Genomic DNA, 21,602 nt, shown 5'->3' with positions numbered 1-21,602 from the left:
TTTAAAGAGATCGTTTTTTTTATTTGTTTTTTCCTATTTTTACCTTTATTATTTTTCATCATGAATTTATCTCCGGAAGGACAAAAACTCTTTAATAAATTAATTTCAGAAATGCTGGAAGACGGCTTTGTGAAAATCAGCGATTATACCTTTTATAAAAAAATAGGAAGTATGACCGTGTCTTTAGGTGATCATGCGCTCAACATTATGCATCAGGGCAAATGTTACGGTATTATTCCGGAACGGGAATTTCTGAAATTAGCAAATGGGCTAGAACCTGTTCTTTTTCAGTTAAAATATCTGCTGGCTTTCTCCATGCGTCAGGATATGAACCGACTCGTTAGTTTTCTTTCGACTTATTTCTGGAATTAATTTCTTAGTAAAGCTGAGATATTCAACTCAATAAAACGATCTTTCCTCCAGCTAAATTTTGAATTCCTACTTCTCAATTGCCACCAGATATTCCGGATCTTTAATTATATTCACATCGATCACCGTTTCCGCATTATCTAAAAGTCTGATGCAATCTGCACTTAAATTTTGAAGGTGAACGGTTTTTCCAGCCTCACTGTATTTTTTAGTAATGGAGTTGAGGGCTTCGATCGCAGACATGTCCGTTACCCTTGATTCTTTAAAATTGATGATGATTTCATTTGGATCATCGGCAATCTTAAACTTTTCTGAAAAAGCCATCACAGATCCGAAAAATAAGGGACCGTAAATATCATAATGTTTTACCCCTTCATCATCCATACGGGTTCTGGCGCGAATTCTTTTTGCACTTTCCCACGCAAAAACCAGGGCAGAAATAATAACTCCGATCAAGACTGCCAAAGCTAAATTATGCAGATAAACCGTAATTGCGGCTACAAGAATCCCAATGAAAATATCATGTTTTGGCATTTTGGTAATAATTCGAAAACTTGCCCATTCAAAAGTTCCCAGAGCCACCATGATCATTACGCCAACCAAAGCTGCCATTGGTAATTTGCCGATAATTGGAGCTCCAAAAAGAATGATGAATAAAATGGTGATAGATGCGATAATTCCGGACAATCGTGCTCTTGAGCCCGCGGAAAGATTCACCAAAGTCTGCGCGATCATCGGACAACCTCCCATTCCGAAGAAAAAGCCGTTTGCGATATTTGACCCACCTTGTGCGATACATTCGCGGTTTCCGTTTCCTTTCGTTCCGGTCATTTCATCCACCAGATTTAAAGTTAAAAGACCTTCTGTTAATCCAACTGCTGCAAAGATCAAAGAATAGGGAAGTATAATTTTAAAGGCTTCCAGCGTGAAAGGAATTCCGGGAATATGAAATGGCGGGAAACCACCTTCAACGGAAGCGATATCCTGAACTGTTTTCGTGTTAATTCCAAACCCTACAACCAGTGCAAATACAACAATGATCGCAACTAAAGAGGCGGGAATTTTCTTCGTAACCTTCGGAAATAAGGCCACAATTGCAACGGTAAGAGCAACCAAACCGAGCATGATCATTAAAGGTTTTCCTTGAATCCAGGATAATTGCCCATTCGCAAGAACTTTGAACTGCGTGAGTTGAGACATGAAAATGATGATGGCCAGACCGTTAACAAATCCATACATCACAGGTTGCGGCACCAGTCTTATGAATTTGCTGAGTTTGAAAAGACCTATTAAAATTTGAATTACTCCCGCAAGGGCGACTGCGGCGAAAACGTATTCAATTCCGTTCGAACGCATTAAGGCAATAAGAACAACGACCGTCGCGCCGGCTCCACCAGAAACCATTCCGGGTCTGCCCCCAAAAACTGCCGTGATCAATCCGGCAATAAAAGCAGCATACAATCCAACGAGTGGAGGAAATCCGGCTAAAATTGCAAATGATAACGATTCCGGAATCATCGTCATTGCAACGGTTAATCCGGCTAATATTTCGTTTCGGTAATTTACTTTCTGGGAAAAATCAAAGAGGTTGAGCGTTTGTTTCATAAGTTGACACAATATTAAACTTGAAGAGAATGTTAAGGTCTTAAAGTAACATTATCAATGAAGAACAAAGAGAAAAATATTTTGAATTCTTCAAATTTTTTCAAAGGTGCAAAAATACGTAAATAAATAAAACCTTAAAAAGTGAAATAAGATGTGAGATACATTCTAAAAAACACCACTTGTTAACCAAGCTATATTTCTTAATTTTTCGCAATAAAAAAAGTCAAATTTCTTTGACTTTAATTTTTAAGGAGAAATGAATTTACGCCCAAAACTCGATAAGTGCTTCTGCGGTCGGTCCGGCCGATAATGGATTTTGTCCGGTAATTAATAATCCATCTTTTTCGACATGAGAAGTAAATGGTAAAAGCGCGTTGTGATAATCGCCGCCCAACTCTTTTAAACGATCTTCTAACTGATACGGAATTTTGTTAGCACGCAACGCAAGTTTCTCTTCTGTATTTGAAAATCCGGTAACACGCTTTCCTTTTAAAACAGAAGGATCTAATTCGGCAGCTTTAAGCAATGCTGCAGGTCCGTGACAAACAGCTGCGACTGGTTTTCCACTGTTTAAAAAATCCAGAATTAGTTGACCGCTTAACTCGTTTGTCGCCAGATCGAAGATGGGACCGTGACCACCCGGAAAGAAAACTCCGTCGTAATCTTTAGCGGAAATCTCCTCTAATTTGTGCGTGTTATTAAAAGCGTCTTTCGCCACCTCATCGTCCTGAAATCTCCGGTTAGAACCAGTAATATTTTCGGTGAGCGCGCTCATGGGATCAATGGGCGGTTTTCCACCTTTCGGACTGGCCAAAGTAACCTCGTAACCTTTATCTATAAATTCATAGTAAGGATCTGTAAATTCTCCGATCCAAAGACCAGTTTTGTCTTCTGTGTTTACAAGATCCGCATGTGACGTTAAAATCATCAGTACTTTTTTCATAATAACATTTTTTTAGGTTTGAATTATATTTGAATTAATTTTTAGTGCTAATAATAATGCCAAAAAATGAGTGAGAACTAAAAATTAAATTTTTTAGAAGCAACCAATCTTTTTTCACTTGAAATGGTTGTAATTTTAAAAGTAAAAAACCAACTAAAATAAGTTGGTTTAATTAAGATCGAACTATTTCTGATAGAGTATGGAAATTTTTCAGTTGACTATAATTTTCCCTTTCATTACGACATGAACCGTGCAATAATAAGCCGAAGTTTTCTGCGGCGAGAAAGTCCATGATTTTCCATTTGCCAAGAGCGGAGAAGCCCAGGCCTTGTTTTTTTCTGTAGCATTGTGTGCCACAATATCATTATTGATGAACGTGATCTTATCACCTTTTTTAACCGTGATCATTGCAGGATTAAATTTCATATTTTCGATGGTCACGATATGAATTGCTGCTTTTTTTTCAGAAAGTTCTGTCGGAGGAGATTTTAGTGCAGTTGCAGAATCTGCTTTTATTCCACCTGCGCTAAAGTCTTTATCCGAATTAAAAGTAGTTTTGATCGTATCAGAATTTTGATTTTCTACAGGAATCATGTCTTTTGAGCTGGAGTTGCAAATGTTCATGATTAACAGAAATCCAAGTATTAAATTTAAAATCCCCAAACGATACCTTTTATTAAACATGATTATTTGGTGGGATTAAGTTCTTTTTGAAGCATTTTTGCATGTCCCAGATGGGTTTTAAAAATGGGTAAGGCTTTTTGAAGCAGCGCTTTCAACTCCGCATTTTTAGATTGCGGGATTAACATGTTTTCTACTGCATCAATTGCGTATTCGTGGTAGGCTACTTCATTGTCAACATAAGCTTTGTCGAAAGCTTTTCCTTTTTTAGCGTTCAATATCGCTCTTTCCTTAACTGCTCCGGCTAATAAGGATTTTGATACGTCATTTGTTTTTGGAGTTACTTTTAGTTTGGTAACCAGATCTACAGCCATTTTAATTACAGCGTTATGATCCGCTTTCATGGTTGTGGCAAAGTTGATCACTTCTTTATTGCTGGATTTTTTCAAAGCAATTTCGGCATATTCAACGTCGATTTGATTGGCAGTCACGGCTACAGATGCAATTTCGGGATCAGTAAGTTGTGGCGTTTTTTGTTCCTGTGCGGAAATGGTTGTGGAAACTAACAATGCAGATAAAAGCAATGTTCCGGATAATGCTAGATTTTTTAGCGTTCTCATTTTGTAATTTTTAAAATTAGTATTAATGTTATTTTCATTTCAATTTTGAAATTTATTTCTTTCCCTTCTTTAACTATAGAGTTGCTGAACTTTCAAAAGGTTACAAAATATCTGGATCTTTCTCCGGAAATTGAGCATAAAACAAATTATTGAAAAGGTTTCGAGTTTAGTTTTATTAGGTTCTGAAATCTTTTTAAAAAAAAATCCTTATTTTAAAGCCATAAGATTTAGTCTTATTTTAAAATTCTTAAATAAAATCTTCAATGAACGATATTATTACGCTTCGCAAGCACCTGCATCAAAATCCAGAACTATCAGGTTTTGAACTGGAAACAGCCAAAACGATTGCCTCTTTTTTGAAAAATTATTCGCCCGATGATTTACACGAAGGTTTAGGGAATGGCACCGGAATCATCGCAGTTTATCACCCCAAAAATGAGGTGAAACAAACGGTCATGTTTCGGTGCGAACTCGATGCTTTGCCGATTCAGGAAATTAATGATTTCGATCATCAATCGCTTACGAAAGAAGTTTCTCACAAATGTGGTCACGATGGTCACATGACAATTATGTGTGCATTTGCGAAAAAGTTAGCTTCAATAAAAATGAAGCACACCAAAATTATTTTGCTCTTTCAACCCTCAGAAGAGAATGGGGAAGGAGCGCTTGCCATTTATAATGATGCGCGTTTTAAAAAATTAGATCCGGATAAAGTTTTCGCTTTGCATAATCTTCCGGGTTACGATCATCACGATATTGTGGTGAAAAATCACACTTTTACCTGTGCCGTGAATTCGATCATTATTAAACTTCAGGGCAAAACTGCGCATGCGGGTGAACCTGAAAATGGCGATAATCCAGCTTTGGCAATTGCGGAGATCATCAATGAATTCAATAAGAAAATTCAACCCGATCCGAAAAAAGAAAAATTTACCGTTCTAACACCGATCTATTTAACAATGGGAACGGAAGATTATGGTATTTCTGCCGGGTATGGCGAAGTTCACTACACCTTCCGGCGTGCTGCCAATGATGAAATGAAAGAACTCGAAGAGGAATTGAAAAACATCGCTATTAAAGCTGCCGAGAAATATAATTTGAAGCCGGAAATAAGCTGGACGCAACGATTCAGCGCGAATGAAAATGATCCGGAAACGATGGATTTTGTGCGACAAGCCGCGAAAGACTGTAATTTCAATTTAATAGAAAGAGAAGTTCCGTTTCAGTGGGGCGAAGATTTCGGAATTTTTACAGAACATTACAAAGGCGCAATGTTTGGTTTAGGAAGTGGGAAAAACACGCCTAATCTTCATAATCCAGATTACGACTGGCCCGATGAAATTACAGATACCGGCGCCGAAATTTTTTACAAAATAAGCCAATTAATAGATGCACAATAATTCATACCTGGAACTCGACGCCAAAGCCTACAAAACCAATATTGATTTTTTAAGGAAACATTTTCATAAAGATGTGATTTTCTCTTCTGTCGTAAAAGGCAACGCTTACGGACATTCCATTGAAAGTTTCGTTGAAATAGCGCTGGATGAGAAAGTAAAACATTTCTCAGTTTTCGATAGTCATGAAGCGAGGCGCGTGAAAGCGGTTGTCGGAGATCAGGCGACGGTGATGATCATGGGTTGGTTAAGCAATGAGGAAGACCTGAACTGGATCATTTTAAATGAAGTTGAATTCTTTGTTTTTGAGAAGAGCCGTTTAACTTCCGCTCTAGCAGTGGCAAAAAAGACAGGTAAAAAAGCCGTCGTTCACATCGAAGTAGAAACGGGAATGAACAGAACTGGATTTAATGCCAGTGAATTAAAATGGGTGCAGGATTTTTTGAAAAAGCATTCCGATTTTATAGAATTTAAAGGACTTTGTACCCATTTTGCAGGTGCGGAAAGTATTGCCAATTATTATCGTATCAAAAAACAGATCGAAAGGTATGATGATATTTATCGTCAGTTCTGTGAAAAAGATCTCAAACCAAAACAGCGACATGCCGCCTGTTCCGCCGCCGCGATGATGTATCCGGAAACCCAGATGGATATGGTGAGGATCGGAATTATGCAGTATGGATTTTGGCCCAGTCCGGAAGTGTTGGTGAATTATTACAACACCAAAAGAAGGAGAGAAGATCCGTTGAAACGCTTAATAAGTTGGAAGAGCAGCGTAATGAGTGTAAAGAAAGTGAAACGAGGCGAATTTGTGGGTTATGGCACCAGTTTCATGGCCGATGAAAACATGAAGATCGCCTGTGTTCCTGTCGGATATGCACATGGTTACAGTCGGAATTTGAGTAATATTGGCCGCGTTCTGATCAACGGGGAACGCTGTGTCGTGATCGGGAGTATCAATATGAATATGATGGTCGTTGAAGTTACTTTTCTGGAAAATATTAAACGCGGTGACGAAGTGGTATTGATCGGTAATCAGGCAGATAAACAGTTGTCGGTTTCTTCTTTCAGCGATTATGCAAACCTTTTAAACTATGAGCTGTTGACGAGACTTTCGGCAGATATTCCACGAATCGTTAAAAAGTAGAACGATAATAACTGATAAGCAGAAGATTTAAAAACTTGAGATGAACTTTTTTCACTGAATTAAAAAATTAACACAGTATCTATTGTATTTAAATATTTACAAATTTTCTACATCAATTCAAACCAAAAAAAACCAAGCTTGTGAACTTGGTTTTAATTTGAATCGAAATGCTGTTAAGGATGCATTGCCAAAATTTTATTCATAAAATCTTCAACATCCTGTCCGGAATAATCTGCCATTCCTTCTGTGATGTGAGCGATATTTCCTTCCCGGTCTAAAATTACTGTAGTGGGTAAGCTTCCGCGGAAAAACTCGGCTGGAATATCTCCCGCTGGAAAATAGAGCGGTAAATTTAATTTTCTACCTTCCATAAATTTGGTGGCCTTGGCTTTATTTCCTTCCGCTTCTAAAATTACGAAAACAACGTCGGAATTATTTTTGAATTTATCGTGGAGCTTCTGAATGGAAGGCATCTCGGCGATACACGGTCCACACCAGGTTGCCCAGAAATTAATGAAAACCACTTTTCCCTTCAGATCCTGCAAAGAAACTTTATTTCCTTTTTGATCAAGCATGTTCATAATGTAAGGTGCATTTTCAGCATTTTCATTATTTGAACCGTCCGCATTTTTTGTGGAGGGAATTTCTGCCAGATCAGGATTGAAAAATCCCAGTTGCATTAAACCCTGCTGCATGGTTGCTTTAACTTCGGGCACAAATATCATCGAGAGAAAAAGGCCGATTAGAGCAATATTGAAAACTTGTTTCATTGTTTTTTTTGTTTTAGTATTCATAACATATTTCGTTAGTAAGTATTAGAAAATGGCATTCTAATTCAGAATGCATAGTCATTAATTTAAGAAATACTAAACTAAAGAGGTACGTAATTGTTGATAAAGAATGTAGAGTGGAACAGATCCGGCTTTTCTAAAACCTTTTGTAGAGGGTGCCGAAATCAAATCCTGCATAGTAAAATCAATACCAGAACTTTCAAAATTTTCTCTAATAACTGAAATCTGTTTCGTTATTGTCTTGTCAGTAAGTTGGATGTATTGACAGGAAGAGCCGGATTTAATGGTATTGGAAGTAAGATTCTGAATATCAAAGATCTGTTGTACAGATTGTTTTATTCCGCATGAAGAAAAAGCCAGTACTAAGATAAGGATCAGAACGCCGGCTGTTTTAAAAATTGTTTTCAGTGGAAAAAACTTTTTCATTCCGGCAAAAATAGGCGGATTAGAATCCCTGTCCCAATTTTTAACAAAGTTTATATTTTGATGGTTTAATTTTTGAATTGTTAAAATCATGAAAACAATATTAGTAACAGGCGCCGGATCCGGCTTAGGAAAAGGAACCGCCATAGGATTAGCAAAAAAAGGACACCAGGTAATTGCAGCAGTTCACGTTTGGGAACAAAAATCTGACTTGCTCAAAATTATTAAAGAAGAAAAACTGGAAAACAATCTAAAAATCATCAAACTGGATCTTTTTGACGAAATCGATTGTCAGCACGCACAATCTTACGACATTGATATTTTGGTAAATAATGCAGGTATGGGTCATTCCGGTCCTGTTGGTGAAATGCCTGTTGGATTATTGCGTGAAGTAATGGAAACCAACGTTTTTTCCACTTTAGAATTTACTCAACCCATCATTAAAAAAATGGTGGAAAAAGGAAAAGGAAAAATCATTTTCGTTTCCTCGATCGCCGGACTTACTACTTCGCCTTATTTAGGCGCCTACAATGCTTCTAAACATGCTCTGGAATCTGTGGCTCAAAGTCTTCGGGACGAACTTCATGAATTTGGTGTAGAGGTTGCAACGATTAATCCGGGACCTTTCGAAACAGGTTTCAATGACAGAATGTACGATACTTACGAGCAGTGGTATGATGAAGCGGACTGTTTCACGAAGAAAGAAACCATAGAGAAGGCTGCTAAGAAATTATTAGATAATCAACTGGATCCGCAAATAATGATCGATGCCATGGTGGAGATCATTCCGAAAGATGTGCATCCTTTCCGTAATGTGGTGCCCGAAGAAATGGGAGAAAAGTGTTTGAAATATGAAAAGGAACAGTATGCATTAAAATGCAACGAGAAGTCAAGTTCCAAGTAATAATTTCAAAATAAGAAAACAGAAAGAGTGATATTTTATCGCTCTTTTTTTGTGCAATGTAAACGTCAAATTTGACGGGTTCCTTTCTTTAAAAATTTGGGATTGTGTTGGGCGATTGAGGCTTTAAACATAAAATACCAATAAATTGATTATCTTCAATGTCTGAATTTTACACAGCCGCTCCATTAAAAATTGCTATGAAAAAACTTCTCTTTCTTCTCTTTTTTTTTCAGATGGTTTTTTTGCATGCCCAAAATGGAAGGCCTGAAGTTGAGAAACAGTCCACACCATCAAGCGAGAGTTTTAAGAGGGGAGCTTTTATCAATGTGAACAGGCCAGAATATCCACAGAGTAATTTCACTGTAGAGGAACTTATTAAGAATGTTTTGATCAGTGGAATAACAAGTTGTTCAGGCAGTGTCTCTGAAGTTAAAGTACGACCCTATTATTCCCCAAGCAATGGAATAAGATCCTACGGTTATTTTAACAAAGGGACCACCAATTTTCCTTTTGATGAAGGGATTGTTTTAATGACCGGGCAAGCTAAATATGCAGGTAATTTTTTTTCCTATCCACCATTAAAGGGAAAACTTTACACGGCAGGCGACGTTGATCTTGCTAAAGCGATCGAAATCTACAACCCTTTGCTACACGATGCAACTTACATAAAATTTGATTTTGTGCCGGTAACAAATCGGGTAACTTTTAGCTATATTTTCGCTTCTGAAGAATATGGTGGATTTGCTTGCAGTTATTCCGATGGATTTGCTTTTCTTATAAAAAAAGATGGTGATGAAGATTATACGAATCTTGCAGTATTACCAGAAAGCTTAATCCCGGTTAACGTTACCAATATTCATTTCGACACGGAGGATTGCGCAGCACAAAATCCGCAATATTACGAAGGCGACAATGAGCTTGAAATAGAAACAAATTTTGCCGGTCGAACGATTCCACTCACTGCAACTGCTGTTGTAATTCCGGGGCAAACGTATCACTTTAAAATGGTAATAGCAGATTTTATGGATACGCTTCTGGATTCCGCGGTATTTTTAAAAGCAGGTTCTTTTAATATAGGTGTTCATTTAAGCGATGAAAACGGAAATACATTACCGGATGTAATTAATTTATGTTCCGGTGACACCCAGATTTTAAATGCAGGAGTACAAACTCCTGGTTCCACCTATCAGTGGTTTTTTAACGGTAACAGCATCGCAGGTGCTACATCCTCAACATACACGGCAACGCAGTCCGGCACCTACAGGCTGGAGGTTTTGGTACCCAATGTAAACTGTCCTTTAATAGTACAGGTAGAGGTTGATATTGCTCCGAATCCTATAATTTCAGTAACCGCTGCAAATACGACCATTTGTGAGGGAGATGAGGTGTATCTTCTCGCCAGTGGTGCAAAAATATACAGTTTCGCTGGCTTGCCCGGATCCGGGAGCATACAAATCGTGTTTCCAAAAGTTACGACGACTTATACTGTAACCGGCGTGAGCTCCTACGGCTGTCAAGGAAATACCGCTTCAATAACAATAACTGTAGTTCCGAAACCTACCTCAGCCCTTGCCGACATCGAATTCTGTAAAGGTTCCACCGCAATTTTAGATGCTGGAGCCGGACCAAATTACACCTATCTCTGGAGTACCGGCGAAACAACTCAAAAAATAGCAGTAGTGAAAGATGGCGTATATACCGTAACGATCAAAAATGGTCCATGTTCCGAAAAATTTTCGGTGACCGTTTCCTACATTCCGGTTCCCCTAATTGAGGAAATTGTGTACGATAAAAATACACTAACCGTAAAAGTAAAAGATGCGCAGCCGAACTTAGAGTATTCTATCAATAAGGGCATTAGCTGGCAAAGCTCCAACGTATTTACCAATATTCTACCCAACACCAGTTATGAAATATATGTTCGCGTTCCGGGTGATTTATGTTCTGCTATCGCTGAATTTTTCACTTTTTTTGTAAACAATGTCCTCAGCCCAAATGCTGATGGAATTAACGATTATACGGATTTTTCCGGAGTAAGCAAATACAAAGATTTCAGTGCTGTAGTTATCGATCGTTACGGAAAAGAAGTTTTTCGGGGAACAGCTACAGACGCAATGTGGAAACCAAATAATCGGCAGGCAAGCGCCCCAAGTGCTTCTTACTGGTATCAGGTTTCCTGGTTAGATCCTGTTACGGCGCAAGTGGTACAAAAAAGCGGTTGGATCTTACTGAAGAACAGGAATTAATAACAGGGCTTTCGATCAATTAAAAACTCCATATTTTATATAAATTGTAAAAAGAAAAACACCCATTTTTATAATTTAAATCATACCATTTTATCAATTTAGAGATCTGAATTTGAACTATGACAACTGCAAAAACTTTTATGAAAAAAACGCTTTTACTTTTTTATCTCTTAATTTTTATTTCAAATAATGCGCAGCGATCCGTTGATGCTGTTAAATATTCTGAACCTTCCAGCCAAAATCAGAAAGCAGGAATTTTTATCGATATTAATACCCCTGATTATCCGCAGAGTAGTTTCACAGAAGAGCAGTTGGTTAAAAATGTTTTGATCAGTGGTGCATCCAGTTGTGCGGGAAATGTTTTTAATGTTAAAGTGTCGCCGAAAATCTCTTTAACCGATTCCAGAAGATCTTACGGTTACTTTAATAAGGGAACCACCAACTTTCCTTTTGACGAGGGAATTATTTTAATGACAGGCTATGCAAGAACTGCAGGAAACAATCAGAATGGATTTTTAAGCGGAAAATTATCGACCAATGGAGATAAAGATTTAGCAGAAGCCATCGGACTTCAGGAACAAAATCTTTTCGATGCCACTTACATTGAGTTTGATTTTATACCAGCCAATAATCAGCTTAGTTTTACCTATCTATTTGCTTCGGCAGAATATGTGAATGATTACGCCTGTACTTATACTGACGCGTTTGCTTTGTTAATGAAAAAGCAAGGTGATCCCAGCTACATTAATCTTGCAGTTTTACCCAATGGCCAGGGAGCTGTGAGTGTGACCAACATTCATCCCGAGTATCCAAATTGTAGTGCGATCAATCTTGAATACTATGAAGTGGATCACAGTGGAGAAAAGGAAATAAATTTTTATGGTAGAACCAAACCGCTCACAGCAACTGCAACAGTGATTCCGGGCGCAACTTATCACTTTAAAATGGTTTTGGCCGATAATGGCGACCGGCTTTTTGATAGTGGTGTATTTTTGAAAGCAGGTTCTTTTAATATTGGAGTACAAATTAATGATTCAGGTGGAAATGCCTTGCCTGAAGTAATGAGTATTTGCGAAGGAACTTCTCAACTGCTTAATGCATCGGTAACGACGCCCGGTGCAACTTACCAGTGGTTTATTAATGGGAACTTAATTACCGGTGCAACTTCTTCTACCTACAACGCTGCTCAACCCGGAATCTATAAAGTGGAGATTTTGTTACCTAATTCAACATGTCCCGGAACTGCACAAATTGAAATAAAAATCCCACCAGATCCCATCATTAGTGTAACAGCGCCGAAAACGACAATCTGCGACGGAGACTCTATAATTCTTACAGCAAGTGGCGCTAAAACCTACAATTTTTCCGGTCTCGTTGGTACTGGGAATACGCAAACAGTTTCCCCAACAGTCACCACCACTTACACCGTAACAGGTGCGGGCGAAAATGGTTGCGCAGGAAATACAACGAGCATTACAATTACTGTGAATCCTGGAATCACTTCCACTTTGGAGGATATCGAATTCTGCGAAGGTTCGAGTGTAATCTTAGACGCCGGAGCCGGAACAAATTATACCTATTTGTGGAATACCGGAGCAACGACTCAAGAGATCTCTGTTGATAAAGAAGGGATTTACACCGTGACGATCGATAATGGTTTCTGCTCCGAGACTTTCTCTGCAACTGCCACTTATATTGCTGTTCCGATGATCGATACTGTTTCTTATGATAGAAATAAGCTTACAATTAATGTTACACAGCCAGCGCCAACAGTTTTGGAATACTCTGTGAATTCTGGGGTGACCTGGCAAAACGGGAATGTCTTCACCAATATTCTACCAAATCTAAATTACGGTGTTGCAGTAAGAATTCCCGACACTCCCTGTTTTGTTGTTAAAGATTTTTTTACCTTTTACATCAGCAATGTTATTACACCCAATTCGGACGGAATTAATGATGAGGTTGATTTTTCCGGAGTAAGCAAGTACAAAGATTTCAGCGCTGTAATAATTGACCGGTATGGAAACGAAATATTCCGCGGAACGACAACCAATACAATATGGAAGGCAAATTACAGACAGGCAACTGCGCCAAGTGCTTCTTACTGGTACCAGGTCTCCTGGTTAGATCCTTTTTCGGAGCAGATGGTGCAAAAAAGTGGGTGGATCTTACTGAAGAACCGGAATTAATATTTCAGCATCCTTCTTTATCTTTTAATGAAAACAACCCTTTTGCAATAGGGATGGAAACGGCATCCTTTTCTTTTTAAGTGGGAAAGTAAGCCGAAAATGAAATAAGCGCTGGCAAAGAAAAGATAGAGTGTACAGCCCGGCTCCTGTTTTTTTATCAAAAAAAAGAGGAGATTGCCCAAAAATAAATAATGCTTTTTTCCGGATCAAATCCTTTTTAGTAGAATCGGTTTTCAATTGAAAAACAAATCTTATATTCGTAAAAATAGGATTACGCCCAAAACATTGCGAATGAAACAGCTTTATGCTTTAATTTTTCTCAGTTTCTTTTTATGGATTCCGTCGCAGCAAACTACCGTTGTCGCTCCGGCGCAGGAATATGATTACGAAACAGACAGTACCGTTTATGAAACTCCTGAAAAAGAGCGGATTATCCTTTTTAAATCAGATATTCAGGTTGCTGAAAATGCTGATGTAACCGTGACTGAAACCATCGAAGTTTATGCGACCGGAGACGAAATCAAACGTGGACTTTTTCGCGCACTTCCGATGATCCGTAATACGAAGAAGGGGCAGATGAAGATCAAATATCTACTCGTTTCTATCAAGAAAGACGCAGTTGAAGAGGATTACCATACCGAAACAAAAAATAAGGTTTTTAATATTTACATTGGAAATAAAGATGTAATTCTGAATCCTGGTTTGTACACTTACGAAATTGTTTATAAAACGCAGGATCAAATTGCCCATTTTAAAAATTTCGACGAATTGTACTGGAATGTGAATGGCACAGACTGGGCTTTTCCTATCGAAAATATTCAGGCTAAAATCACGCTTCCAAATGGCGCATCGATTCTCCAGAATTCTTGTTATACCGGAGCGAGCGGCAGTACTGCACAAAATTGTGTTAGCACCAAACTGGGTGATACGGTTATAGAATTTAGCGCTGATGGCTTGAAGGAAAAAGAAAATTTAACGGTTGCGGTTGGATTCAAAGCCGGAGTTTTAAAGGAACCTTCTCCTTTTATGAAATGGTTGAAGAGAAACTGGCCTTCCTTCTTTTTATTGTTTCCGAGTTTTTACCTGGCTAATTTTTATTTTGTTAACTGGAAAAAATACGGCAAAGATCCTCAAAAACCTACGGTTATTCCCCAGTTTAAGGCACCTAATAATCTTTCACCTGCCTCGATTGGGTATCTGGAGAATGGCCGGTTTAACATCGGTTTTGCAACGGCAAATTTGATCGATCTCGCCGGGAAAGGATATTTGACGATTGACGAAGTAAAAGCTCCTGTAAAGAAAGCCGGCCCTCTAAATTATGTAATAAAAAGACTGACGAAAAAATCAGAAGATCTGCAGCCTGATGAAGAAATTCTTTTATCTCAGCTATTTTTAAAATCATCCGAAGTAGAAATTTCCGGGAAATACAATTCGAAAGTTAAAAATGCCGTGTACGAAGTGGAAAGGGTTGTAGAAAAAAACACCAAAAAATGGATTAAAACGGAAGCAAATGATCCTGTTGTTCGCAAGGCTGCAAAAATTATTCTGATCGCTCTGTTTGCTGCTTTGTTCATTAGTGCGATCATCACCCAAAATCTTGCAGGAATGTTTTTTGGGATTCTTGTCGTGATCGACTGTATTATTGTCTATTTTCTTGTTTATTTGTGGAAGGAAAAGAGCAGAATTGCTTTTTATGTAACATCTTTTTTTACACTTCCTTTTATGATTCCTTTGTATTTCCTCGCCTTTCCGTCTGGAGCCAATATAAGTTCTTTTGAGTCAGACTGTTTCAAGTTCGCGATTTTAGCTATTATCTCATGGGTTATTTTTCAGCATCTTATTAATAAACCGAGTCAGGAAAAAGTAGATATGGAGGCTGAGATTGAAGGTTTCAAAATGTATCTGGGAACAGCGGAAGTCAACCATCTTCAGTTTTTCAATCCACCTGAAATGACGCCCGAGGTTTACGAAAAATTCTTGCCGTACGCGATCGTTTTTGGAGTAGAAGGAATTTGGGGAAAAAAATTTAGAGAAAAACTGAGAGAAACTCTTTATGCAGAAGACCGATATTTTACGGATCACCGCTTTACCGACGATTTTGCGCGATCACTGTCAACCGTTTTGGCAACTACTTCTACACCAATCAGCTATAGTTCCTCATCGTCATCGTCTTCCTCCTCCTCTTCGCGGTCTTCCAGTTCCTCCTCTTATTCCGGTGGCTCCAGTTCCAGCGGTTCATCCGGTGGAGGATCTTCCGGCGGTGGCGGTGGAGGCGGTGGAGGCGGCGGCTGGTAATTGAGGATTGACTTATAAAGTGGTAAAAATCAATCTTTTTTAGGAGCCCGAAACCCGTAAACTTCTTCGAAGATCCAACCCGTTTTTCGCTATATCCCCGAATTCTCGGGGGATGCCGCTGCAACCGGGGCTAAAACAAAAATTGGTTTCTCTTTCGCCTCTTTTAAAAAAAAATAAATTAGACAATAACAAAATTCAAAATGAAAAAACCATTAGCCGTTCTCGGGATTTTATTCGCCTGCTTTTTTGCATCAGGTCAGGATTTAAATATAGAAGGTTTTACCGAAACAAAGATCGAAGGCGGCGCTACCTACACCAAAATGAAAAATGGAAAACTCGACAGCATTATCGTTGGGATGTATGCCGTGAATTATGGGAATGCCTTATTGTTTTCCCGAAAAGAGGAGGTAATTTTTATAAAAAACGGCAATGATGAGAATGCAGTCATCAAAATTGAAGTGAAAAATAAAAAGCAGATCAAAACTTTTCTGCAGAACAATAAGCCTTTGATCGCTATTGAAATGATTGATTTTGATCTTCAAAATTTACCAAAAAACAGGAACGTTTCGATTTCCAGTCAAAACGATCTGGTCACTGCGTATGCTATTATTTCAACACTGGAAAGTTATTCCGGCAGATTAGATGATAAAAGCATGAAGTTATTTTACCGTCTCGAAATTCCCGGCAATCTCGATACATCGGATTCAATTTTCAATTATCTCGGCGATTTTTTCATTCAGGAAGATGCTTTACTCAAGATTTTTTACGGTAATTATGCTGAAAAATTTATGCCTGAAATGATTGGGTCTTTCAAAACAGATGAAGCCGGAAAAATAAAAAACGGAATTATTTTAGACTTCAAACAAAACAGTCCAAAAAATAAATACCATATTTATGAGGGTGGTAAAATAATTAAATCTGGCAGCGCAACTTTAAAAGCGTTTCAGCAAATATTTATGGATTACCGAAGTCAATCCGGTGAAATTTACTAAACAACCTGTTTCAATTTAAAAATACGCTATTAATGTTTTATAACTTCCGCTTTTTAATCTATGGTTTTCTGGGATTGCTGTTTGCCTTCTGTTTCGGACTGTTTTACGTTGCTTTAAGTTCTAGCGAAAGCACCAGTGATTTCGAAAGAAATGCAAAAAAGTTAAATGGTATTTTTTACATTAAAGAAAATAAAGTCTATGCTGCAGTTCCGAGCAATGGCTACTTCGAGGTTAAGGATGCAAACCCACAAACATTTGCAGTTTTTCCGGATACTTTCAACGATGCTCATATTGGTTTCGATGATCAGCATGTTTATGCCGGGAATATGATTTTGAAAGGCTTAAAACCTCAAGGCTTACGAGCACTTGGGAATAATTATTATACCAATGGCGAAACAACGTATTACTGTAACAGAAACAGTGAAAGAAATGAATCTCTTGGTACGATCGCTTTCCTGTTTCAACTCATTGGTCACGAGATCGGCTGGACAGAAAAACCACAGGATTATTGGTATTCCTCTGTCGAACTTCCAAAAAATAAGGAGTACCGCTCGGTAACAGATTTTGGTATTGCGGTTAATAAAAGTCAGGCTTTTTTCAAAGGTTTACCCCTGGCAAAATCTGATCCGCGAAATATTGAAAGCCTGCCCATTAAATATGAGAAAGGAGCGGATCGCGAGAGTTTTTGCTATTTTACTGATGGCAAAAGAGTGTATTACGAAGATCAACTTTTATCTGCTGCTTACGATCCGCGAATGTACGAAGTCGGGATTGAGGGAGATCTTCCTTCCAGGAATTATTATCTTATCAATCCCACTACAGGAAATGTTTTTGTTGATGGGCATTCTTTTGATCCTGCCAAAGCTCCGTACCGATTGCTCAGTCAAAATCTGGAGCATGCCAATCAGGCTTTGTTTGCAGGCAAAGAAGGGGTTTACTTTTACAATGCCGAAAAAAAAGAAATTGAACGTGCCGGCGACAATCCTTTTCCCGGAAATCAGTTTGAAGAGCTCGCTCCCGATATTTTCCGCAGTGGAAATGCGATCTATTATTTGTTGCCCTCAGAAAATTGGAGTCGCAAGAGAGGATTACGTGGCAGAAGCACCGCGATGGCACAACTGAAAAAAATTAACTTTAGTGATTTGCAGAGCGTTTCTGCTCCTGGATTAAGCTACGGCACCATCTGGAAAGCAAAAAACCGCTTTTTATACTTTGATGACCTGGGAAGTTCACAGTTAATGCCATCTGCGATCTATGAGATTAAAGATGAAAAAACATTCGAAATGCTCGTCAATTCACCCAACTTGCGTACAGATGATATTCGGGAGCTTCAACAGTCAAAAAAAATCATTTCGCCGGATCACAAAATCATCTTTACTGCAGTAACGGAATATCCGGACCGGGATATTCAGATCTTGTATAAAATGATCGCCGTTTTTGTAGGTGTTATGCTTATTATTCTCTACTTTTTTAGAAAGAAACGGATTGCTCCTTTTCTCATTAAAAACGGTCAACTCATCATCACGAATTTTTTATTCACCAAGTATAATATTTCTGATATTCGGGAGATCAATTTCACAGTAATCGGATTTCCTTTCAGGAAAAATGGCTACAAAGGAAGAATACAGGTGATCACGAAGGACGGAAAACCAAGTCGAAACTTTTTATTTTCAACGAAAGTGAGTCTGATGCCTGAATCCGAAAATGAGATCATCAGCTACATTAGAACATTGCAGGAGGAACTCAAAAAAAATGATATTACCAGCAGATTAATTTAAATGTCTTGAAAGTTGTTCGGCTTGATCATCACTCGGACGACAATATTTTTCCGGATCATAAAAAAATAGCTGAGTTTTAATCTCAGCCATTTTTATTTTTATTGAGGAATTATTCTACTCCGGATCGGCAACTTTTACCATTTGTTTGCCGATATTTTCTCCTTTAAAAAGTCCGATAAAAGCAGTCGGAATATTTTCAAATCCCATCGTTAGATTTTCGCGGTATTTCAATTTCCCCTCTTTAAGCCAGGTGCTTATTTCCTTTTTTGCACTTTCAAATTCATCCTGAAAATCAAAAACTACAAAACCTTCCATTTTCGCACTTTGTTGAATTAAAAGGTGATTTGGACGAATACCTTTCGGCGGATTTTCTTCATTGTAATCGGCGATCTCTCCGCAAATTACCAGTCTGCAATGTTTATTGATGGAAGGTAGAATAGCGTCGAAAGTTTTTCCGCCAACATTGTCGAAAAAGACATCAATTCCCTCCGGACAAGCCTTTGCTATTTCTTTCTCCAGATCATCGGTTTCCTTGTAATTAATGGCGGCATCAATTTGTAAGTCTTCGGTTAAATAGCTGATCTTTTCTGCGGAGCCTGCAATTCCGATGACGCGGCAGCCTTTTATTTTTGCGATCTGTACGGCCACACTTCCAACGCCGCCTGCGGCACCGGAAACTAAAACCGTTTCGCCTTTCTTAATTTTACCAATTTTTATCAGACCGAAATAAGCTGCCAAACCCGGAACGCCCAGAACGCTCACTGCGGTAGAAATTGCCCCGAAATCCGGATTTACTTCTTCTACTTTTTCTGCCGAAATGGTTTGGTACTTTTGCCAGGAAAGACGCGCATAAACGATGGTGCCTTTTTTCAGATGCTCGCTTTTGCTTTCAATGACCTGAGCGACCGTTCGGCTGGTGATGGGTTTTCCGATTTCAAATTTACTGCCGATGCTGTCGTCGGTTCCTTTTTTCATAAAACCGCGCATCCCGGGATCTACAGAAACATATAAAGTCTTGAGCAAAACTTCGCCCTCTAAAACAGCTGGAAAATCGATATTTTTAATTTCGAAAGTCTCTCGGTTTGGAATTCCAGTTGGTCTTTCAGCTAAAACGATGACTTGATTTTTATTATGATCTTCCATATTTTATTTTATTATTGAGAAAGTTTCGGAAAGAAATTGATCTTTGAGCCATTATAAAATTTGGATAATTACAGTCTTGAAGGCGAATGTTTCAGAAAAATCTTCGAGCTTAAAAATTGGTCTAATTTTTTACGAATATCCTTCCAAATTATTTTGCTTCTACAGAATAAAGCGAAGAATGTTTTGATAATAATTGAATGGTCAGTTGCAATTCTCCATCTCGATAATATAGAAGCCATTTTCCATAATCTCTTTTTCAAACTCTGGTTGCAGCGTTTCGATATGGCAGAAACTGCATTCCTTCGAAGTTAGCAATTGCTCCGGCTGTTCTTTTAATTTAAGATAATGTTTTCCATAGGTCTGAATAATGGCTTCATCCTTGATCGCGGAAGGTGCAATAATGTCGAAATGCATTACACTGCCGTCTTTTTTCGTTACATAGGTGTCCCAAACTGCTACCTGCATTTTATTTGTTTTAAATTGAATTTAATCTATTGTTCAGATCTACTCAAAATTAATGATTATTTATTGAAACTGATCGAAGTGACAAAAAAATTTTTTCTTAAAAAGTGGTTCCCTAAAAATTAAAATAGTCTCAATAAAGAAGGTATTTCTGTATAAAATATTAATATTATTTTTCATAATGACTTATTTTTCAATTTTTAATGGATACCAACATCTATTTCAATTTTGAATAAAAACTCTATAATTGAAAAATTTAGAAGTCAGTTAATTTTTGAAAGCTTCAATTAATGCAAGCGCTGCACTTTCACCAGAAAGCATGGCTGCATTTAAGGAACCATTGACCAAAGTGTCACCAGCAAGAAAAATTTGAGATGAGTAAAGTGTTTCAGCCGGACTAAGACTGTATTTTGTATTTTTTAGATCCGGTAAAGCTTTCGGAATCTCGTAGATTTTTAGCAGACGAATAACGTCGATATTGAAATGATGTTTCAATTCGCTTTTTACTTTGTCAGATAATTTATCACCTTTCAAATTTTGATTGTCCACCACCGTTACTGAAAGTAATTCTTTACCCCCATTCACGGAGGTTTCTAAACTGGTGTGATAAAATAGATTATTGACGAGGGCATTTTCTTTCGGTAAAAGTCCGATCAAAGGTTTTTCGATGACGCGTTTCTCTGTTTCAAAATAAAGGGTGAAGCAGGATTTCCATTTCAGAGGTTTTTGATTCGACCGAGACAATAAATTGGTAGAATCGGTTGCGATGATAGTGAAATCACTTCCCAGAATTTCGCCGTTTTCTAAAGTTATCGCTCCATCTTTTATAGAATTTACTTTGGTATTAAACAGGATTTTTGTCGTTTTTAATTTTGCTAAAAGCTGATTTGGAATGGCTTGAATCCCAGCTTTCGGTAAAGCGGCATTTCCGGTCCCAAACATTTTATAAACAAACTCAAACATCCGGCTCGAAGTTTCCAGATTTGTTTCCAAAAAAATTCCACTGAAAAAGGGTTTGAAAAACTGAGTAATAACTTCGTCGGAAAAACCAAAATCTTTTAAATAGTCTAAAGTGGTTTTTTCTCCCGCTTCAAATATGGCGATGATTTCCTTCTTCTTCAATTTAAGATTGAGCTGAAGAATTTTAATTTTATCGCTGAATGGAATAATGCTGGAAAATACCGTCGGAAACAACAGCGAAAGATCCCGCAATGGATCTCCGATTTGATTTTCTTTTCCGTTGTTAAAAATTGCAGCTCCTGGCAGAAAGTTTTGTAATTCTAAAGCCTTATAATCCAGAAATTTTTGTGCAACCGGATAGGAAGTTAACAAAACCTGAAAACCATGATCAAGTTGATAACCTTCGACGATATCTGTTTTTACGCGACCTCCAACAGAATCGGTGGATTCGATAAGAGTGGGAGAGAAGCCGTGCTTTTCGAGGGTTTGTGCTGCTATTAATCCGCTTATTCCGGCGCCGACGATGTGTATTTTATAATTCTGTTTTTCCATGATATTTACTCGTGATCACAAAACTACCATTTTTAGTTTGAAATTTTTGAAACTGCTTCATTAGAAGATCTGCAAATAGGATAATTAAGTATGAAATCAATTTTTACTTTATAAAATATTTTAAGAGCAGAGAATTATTCAAAAAAAAACCAATGATCGCTCATT

General features: G+C 37.9%; 18 protein-coding genes. 9 read left to right on the top strand and 9 right to left on the bottom strand.

What is annotated here, in order from left to right:
* Nucleotides 1-60 precede the first annotated feature (60 nt).
* Nucleotides 61-372 carry a hypothetical protein gene (locus ACZ9HT_RS08545; RefSeq protein WP_476040056.1) on the top strand — a complete coding sequence of 104 codons (312 nt, stop codon included), beginning with the start codon at nucleotides 61-63 and terminating at the stop codon, nucleotides 370-372.
* A 66-nt stretch (nucleotides 373-438) separates the two neighbouring features.
* On the opposite strand, the gene ACZ9HT_RS08540 is transcribed toward ACZ9HT_RS08545, so the two are convergent.
* From ACZ9HT_RS08540 to ACZ9HT_RS08525, 4 genes are all read right to left on the bottom strand, one after another.
* Nucleotides 439-1,974, bottom strand: a complete 1,536-nt coding sequence (locus tag ACZ9HT_RS08540; protein ID WP_476040055.1) for a SulP family inorganic anion transporter — start codon at nucleotides 1,972-1,974, stop codon at nucleotides 439-441.
* Nucleotides 1,975-2,236: 262 nt separating this feature from the next.
* Entirely contained in the window at nucleotides 2,237-2,917 is a 681-nt protein-coding gene (locus tag ACZ9HT_RS08535; protein WP_476040054.1) for a type 1 glutamine amidotransferase domain-containing protein, read from the bottom strand.
* A 210-nt stretch (nucleotides 2,918-3,127) separates the two neighbouring features.
* Nucleotides 3,128-3,541, bottom strand: a complete 414-nt coding sequence (locus tag ACZ9HT_RS08530; RefSeq protein WP_476040053.1) for a plastocyanin/azurin family copper-binding protein — start codon at nucleotides 3,539-3,541, stop codon at nucleotides 3,128-3,130.
* Between the two features lie 62 nt (nucleotides 3,542-3,603).
* Complete coding sequence (locus tag ACZ9HT_RS08525) at nucleotides 3,604-4,158, bottom strand: DUF4142 domain-containing protein (protein ID WP_476040052.1); 555 nt, start codon at nucleotides 4,156-4,158, stop codon at nucleotides 3,604-3,606.
* Nucleotides 4,159-4,421: 263 nt separating this feature from the next.
* On the opposite strand from ACZ9HT_RS08525, the gene ACZ9HT_RS08520 reads away from it, so the two are divergent.
* Both ACZ9HT_RS08520 and alr read left to right on the top strand, forming a co-directional pair.
* Nucleotides 4,422-5,558, top strand: a complete 1,137-nt coding sequence (locus tag ACZ9HT_RS08520; protein WP_476040051.1) for an amidohydrolase — start codon at nucleotides 4,422-4,424, stop codon at nucleotides 5,556-5,558.
* Nucleotides 5,548-6,702, top strand: coding sequence for an alanine racemase (gene alr, locus ACZ9HT_RS08515; protein WP_476040050.1), 1,155 nt, complete (start codon nucleotides 5,548-5,550; stop codon nucleotides 6,700-6,702). The genes ACZ9HT_RS08520 and alr overlap by 11 nt, the downstream gene beginning before the upstream one ends.
* Before the next feature lie 173 nt (nucleotides 6,703-6,875).
* Here the strand turns inward: alr and ACZ9HT_RS08510 are convergent, their stop codons facing one another.
* Together ACZ9HT_RS08510 and ACZ9HT_RS08505 are read right to left on the bottom strand one after the other, a co-directional pair.
* Nucleotides 6,876-7,472 carry a TlpA family protein disulfide reductase gene (locus ACZ9HT_RS08510; RefSeq protein ID WP_476040049.1) on the bottom strand — a complete coding sequence of 199 codons (597 nt, stop codon included), beginning with the start codon at nucleotides 7,470-7,472 and terminating at the stop codon, nucleotides 6,876-6,878.
* 96 nt (nucleotides 7,473-7,568) lie between these two features.
* A complete protein-coding gene (locus ACZ9HT_RS08505; protein ID WP_476040048.1) occupies nucleotides 7,569-8,009 on the bottom strand; it encodes a hypothetical protein in 441 nt (146 codons plus the stop codon).
* Between ACZ9HT_RS08505 and ACZ9HT_RS08500 the strand changes: the two genes are divergently transcribed.
* The 6 genes from ACZ9HT_RS08500 (at nucleotide 8,008) to ACZ9HT_RS08475 (ending at nucleotide 18,320) form a co-directional block, all read left to right on the top strand.
* Nucleotides 8,008-8,820 (top strand): SDR family oxidoreductase, encoded by an 813-nt coding sequence (locus ACZ9HT_RS08500; RefSeq protein ID WP_476040047.1) that lies wholly within the window; start codon nucleotides 8,008-8,010, stop codon nucleotides 8,818-8,820. The genes ACZ9HT_RS08505 and ACZ9HT_RS08500 overlap by 2 nt on opposite strands.
* A gap of 197 nt (nucleotides 8,821-9,017) precedes the next feature.
* Nucleotides 9,018-11,066 carry a choice-of-anchor L domain-containing protein gene (locus tag ACZ9HT_RS08495; RefSeq protein ID WP_476040046.1) on the top strand — a complete coding sequence of 683 codons (2,049 nt, stop codon included), beginning with the start codon at nucleotides 9,018-9,020 and terminating at the stop codon, nucleotides 11,064-11,066.
* A 140-nt stretch (nucleotides 11,067-11,206) separates the two neighbouring features.
* Nucleotides 11,207-13,255 carry a choice-of-anchor L domain-containing protein gene (locus ACZ9HT_RS08490; RefSeq protein ID WP_476040045.1) on the top strand — a complete coding sequence of 683 codons (2,049 nt, stop codon included), beginning with the start codon at nucleotides 11,207-11,209 and terminating at the stop codon, nucleotides 13,253-13,255.
* A gap of 291 nt (nucleotides 13,256-13,546) precedes the next feature.
* Entirely contained in the window at nucleotides 13,547-15,550 is a 2,004-nt protein-coding gene (locus ACZ9HT_RS08485; RefSeq protein ID WP_476040043.1) for a DUF2207 domain-containing protein, read from the top strand.
* 200 nt (nucleotides 15,551-15,750) lie between these two features.
* Nucleotides 15,751-16,542, top strand: a complete 792-nt coding sequence (locus tag ACZ9HT_RS08480; protein ID WP_476040042.1) for a hypothetical protein — start codon at nucleotides 15,751-15,753, stop codon at nucleotides 16,540-16,542.
* 32 nt (nucleotides 16,543-16,574) lie between these two features.
* Complete coding sequence (locus ACZ9HT_RS08475; RefSeq protein WP_476040041.1) at nucleotides 16,575-18,320, top strand: DKNYY domain-containing protein; 1,746 nt, start codon at nucleotides 16,575-16,577, stop codon at nucleotides 18,318-18,320.
* Nucleotides 18,321-18,434: 114 nt separating this feature from the next.
* Here ACZ9HT_RS08475 and ACZ9HT_RS08470 read toward each other — a convergent pair whose 3' ends face one another.
* From ACZ9HT_RS08470 to ACZ9HT_RS08460, 3 genes are all read right to left on the bottom strand, one after another.
* The gene (locus ACZ9HT_RS08470; RefSeq protein WP_476040040.1) at nucleotides 18,435-19,463 is read right to left on the bottom strand and encodes an NADP-dependent oxidoreductase; all 1,029 of its coding nucleotides are present in this window, start codon (nucleotides 19,461-19,463) and stop codon (nucleotides 18,435-18,437) included.
* 201 nt (nucleotides 19,464-19,664) lie between these two features.
* Nucleotides 19,665-19,928, bottom strand: coding sequence for a DUF2024 family protein (locus ACZ9HT_RS08465; protein ID WP_476040039.1), 264 nt, complete (start codon nucleotides 19,926-19,928; stop codon nucleotides 19,665-19,667).
* A gap of 264 nt (nucleotides 19,929-20,192) precedes the next feature.
* On the bottom strand, nucleotides 20,193-21,437 hold the full coding sequence (locus tag ACZ9HT_RS08460) for an NAD(P)/FAD-dependent oxidoreductase (protein WP_476040038.1): 1,245 nt from the start codon (nucleotides 21,435-21,437) through the stop codon (nucleotides 20,193-20,195).
* Nucleotides 21,438-21,602 lie beyond the last annotated feature (165 nt).

This window comes from Chryseobacterium sp. UYP7, from assembly GCF_056279225.1.
Note: the sequence above shows the minus strand (reverse complement) of the source record. Positions and strands in the feature narration are given on the sequence as shown.